At 74.7% G+C, this 3,037-nt stretch carries 4 protein-coding genes; 1 reads left to right on the forward strand and 3 read right to left on the reverse strand.

What is annotated here, in order from left to right; translation table 11 throughout:
* The coding region (locus ACFV0G_RS37645; RefSeq protein ID WP_380557811.1) for an RNA ligase family protein at window positions 1-770 on the reverse strand (770 nt) is incomplete at its 3' end.
* Window positions 771-973: 203 nt separating this feature from the next.
* Between ACFV0G_RS37645 and ACFV0G_RS37650 the strand changes: the two genes are divergently transcribed.
* Entirely contained in the window at window positions 974-1,174 is a 201-nt protein-coding gene (locus ACFV0G_RS37650) for a DNA-binding protein (protein ID WP_380557814.1), read from the forward strand.
* Between the two features lie 27 nt (window positions 1,175-1,201).
* On the opposite strand, the gene ACFV0G_RS37655 is transcribed toward ACFV0G_RS37650, so the two are convergent.
* Together ACFV0G_RS37655 and ACFV0G_RS37660 are read right to left on the reverse strand one after the other, a co-directional pair.
* On the reverse strand, window positions 1,202-1,741 hold the full coding sequence (locus ACFV0G_RS37655) for a YceI family protein (protein WP_380557817.1): 540 nt from the start codon (window positions 1,739-1,741) through the stop codon (window positions 1,202-1,204).
* A 164-nt stretch (window positions 1,742-1,905) separates the two neighbouring features.
* Window positions 1,906-2,862 (reverse strand): rhomboid family intramembrane serine protease, encoded by a 957-nt coding sequence (locus tag ACFV0G_RS37660; RefSeq protein ID WP_380557820.1) that lies wholly within the window; start codon window positions 2,860-2,862, stop codon window positions 1,906-1,908.
* Between the last annotated feature and the right edge of the window lie 175 nt (window positions 2,863-3,037).

Consider the following 3,037-nt stretch of genomic DNA (forward strand, 5'->3'; position numbering starts at 1 on the left):
AGCCGGGCGGCCGCGTCCTCGGCGGCCGCCGGGGCGGGCCCGGACGGGATGCCGGCCGGGCCGCCCTCGGCCGGGGCGGGCACGCCCGCGGCGGCGAGCAGCAGGGGCAGGTCGGGCGCGCCGCCGGAGCGGACGTGCCAGAGCGCGGCGGCCGGCCCGAGTCCGTTCTCGACCACGGCGGCGTGCATCCAGTGGGTGTCGGTCTGCACGTGCCGCGGCCGGACCCACTTGGCGACCCGCGCCGGGAACTCCGCGCGGGGGAAGCCCTCGACCGTCCGGACGACGTACCCCTCCTGGCGTTCGGTGTCCAGGGCGATCGCCCGCAGGGCGCGTTCGTCCAGCACACCGCGCCAGAGCACCGGTGGCGCGGGCACCCCGAGGCGGCCCAGCAGGCGGACGGTGCCGTCCCAGGGCAGGCAGCGGTCCGCGTCGTCCCAGACCGAGAAGCCGAAGAACCAGCTGTCGAGCGCGTCGTAGGCGATGGAGTGCCGGGCGAACAGGTTCTCCCCGCAGACCCGCCAGCCGGCCGGGATCGCCGCCCCGATCCGCCCCTGGAGGGCCTTGACCCACGCCCGCGAGGGGTGGTGCCCGGAGTCGAGCGAGCGGGCGTGCAGGCCGTCCCGGTACAGCGTGGTGTTCTCGCCGTCGAGCTTCTCGGTGACGACGACCTCGTGTCCGCGCAGCCCCGCGAGGCCGCCGGCCCGCAGGTCGTCGGCGGTCGCGCCGGGCGACCACGGCAGGTGCGGGGTCCGCGGGTAGGGCACGCGCATGATCCGCTCCTGGTGGTGGGGGTGAGACCTCGTCACTGTAGGAGGGGCTGCGGTGCCGATCTATCCATTTATCGCCGCGACCGGGACGGACGGCCCGCGCCGGCCGCTGTGACGGCTCGTCAACCTCCCCCGGTGGGCGCCTGCGGCGTGCACCGCGGCCCGGACGGGTGGCGGCCTGCGCGGCCGCCCGGAAGGATGGCCGTATGACCTCGCAGCCCCAGGGCGACCTCCCCAGGAACATCGGCGCCCCCGCCACCCGGGCGCTCCACCAGGCCGGCTACACCCGGCTCGCCGAGCTCGCCGGAGTGCCCGCAGCCGAGCTCGGCCGGCTCCACGGGGTCGGACCGAAGGCCGTCGAACGGCTGCAGGCGGCACTCGAGGAACAGGGCCTGTCCCTCGGGTGACCTGCCCGGGCGGGCCCCGGCCGGCACTCAGCCCTTGCGGATCGCCGAGACGTCGAGCTCCAGCGTGATCTTGTCGCTGACCAGGACGCCGCCGCCCTCCAGCGCGACGTTCCAGGTGATGCCGTAGTCCTTGCGGCTGATGGTCAGCGAGCCCTCGAAGCCGACCCGCGGGTTGCCGTAGGGGTCGACCGCCGTGCCCGTGTACTCGAAGTCGATGCCGACGTTGTGGGTGGTCTCCTTGATGGTGAGGTCGCCGGTCATCCGGTACCTCGTGGTGCCGAGCTGCTCGACCCCGGTGGAGACGAAGGTGATCTTCGGGAAGGCGGGCGCGTCCAGGAAGTCGTTGGTGCGCAGGTGGCTGTCCCGCTGCGCATTGCCGGTGTCGATGCTCTGGACGTCGATCGTCAGCCGGGCGGAGGACTTCGCCGGGTCGTTGCCGTCCAGGTGGGCGCTGCCGTCGAACTCCGTGAAGGAGCCGCGGACCTTGGTGACCATCGCGTGGCGGGCCACGAAGCCGAGCCGGGTGTGGGCGGGGTCGAACGTGTAGTCGCCGGTCAGATCGGACATGGACGGAGTCATCGGCGGGCCTCCGGGCGCGGCACAGGGGCGGACCCGGGCGGTCCGCCCCCGTCACGCTATGCGCCGGGGCAAGGGGCGGCCATCGGGCCGCGCCCACCGCTCCCCCGGACGGGCTACGGGTCCCGCCGGTCCGGGACCGGCGGCCCGCCCGCTCAGCTCCAGGGCGTGTTCGCCAGCAGGTCCGACGTCCTCAGCAGGACCACGGCCACCAGGACGACCGCCACCGCGGCGGTGCCCCCGGCCTGGACGGCAGCGCGCTGCCGACCCTGGAGGGCCGTGCCGAACGCGAGGGCGGCACCGACGGCCGCGCCGGCGACCAGGCCGCCCAGGTGGCCCTGCCAGGAGGTGAAGCCCGCCGAGATGACCAGCCAGATCAGCGAGTTCCGCAGCAGCTGGCCGCTGCCGAGCGGGTCGTACTGTATGCGCCGGGCCAGGACGACGTACCCGGCCGTCAGACCGAAGACCGCGCCGGACGCGCCGATCGCCGGCTGGTGCGGTGCCAGCAGGTACTGGAACACCGAGCCGCCGAGCGCCGAGACCAGGTACAGGCCGAGGAAACGCAGCCGGCCGAGCCAGCCCTCCAGGAGCCGACCCAGCAGCCAGACCCAGTACATGTTGCCCGCGATGTGGAGGATCCCGAACAGGCCCTGGGTGGGCGGGAGGTGGAGGAAGGCCGAGGTGATCAGCCGGTACCACTCGCCGTGCGCGATGCCGATCGCGTGGTAGCCCGGTGGCAGGAAGGGCGCGGTCACCGTGTAGTAGCCGCCGTCCGGGCCGACCACGGCCTGGCCGAGCGCGGAGAACCGGTCGACTACGTCGGTCCGGACGAGTTCGGCGAGGTACGCCAGGACGTTGAGCGCGATGAGCGTCCAGGTCGCCACCGGGACGGTCGTGGCGCGCCCGCCGAACCGGGTGACGGTCGGCCGGGCCTCGCGCGCGGCCCCCTTCACGCAGTCCACGCACTGGTACCCGACCGAGGCCTCCCGTCGGCAGTCCGGGCAGGCGTACCGGTCGCACCGGGTGCACCGGATGTACGACTCGCGGTCGGAGTGGCGGAAGCAGACGGCGGCCGGGGGCGCGGCCGGCTCGGCCGGGGGTGACTGGTCCATGGGCGGGCTTCTCCGTGCACGGGTCGAACCGGGAGGCGGAAGGGGCCGCCGCGCGGTTGTGGCGCGGCGGGTGCACAACCTAGCGGAGCCCGCGGACACCGTGATCACCGGGCACCCGTCATATCCGGGTACGCCGCCCCGTGCACGGACGCGCCGCGGCCGCCGGCCCCGGGCG

The sequence above is a fragment of the Kitasatospora sp. NPDC059571 genome (assembly GCF_042735675.1).
Classification (GTDB): domain Bacteria; phylum Actinomycetota; class Actinomycetes; order Streptomycetales; family Streptomycetaceae; genus Kitasatospora.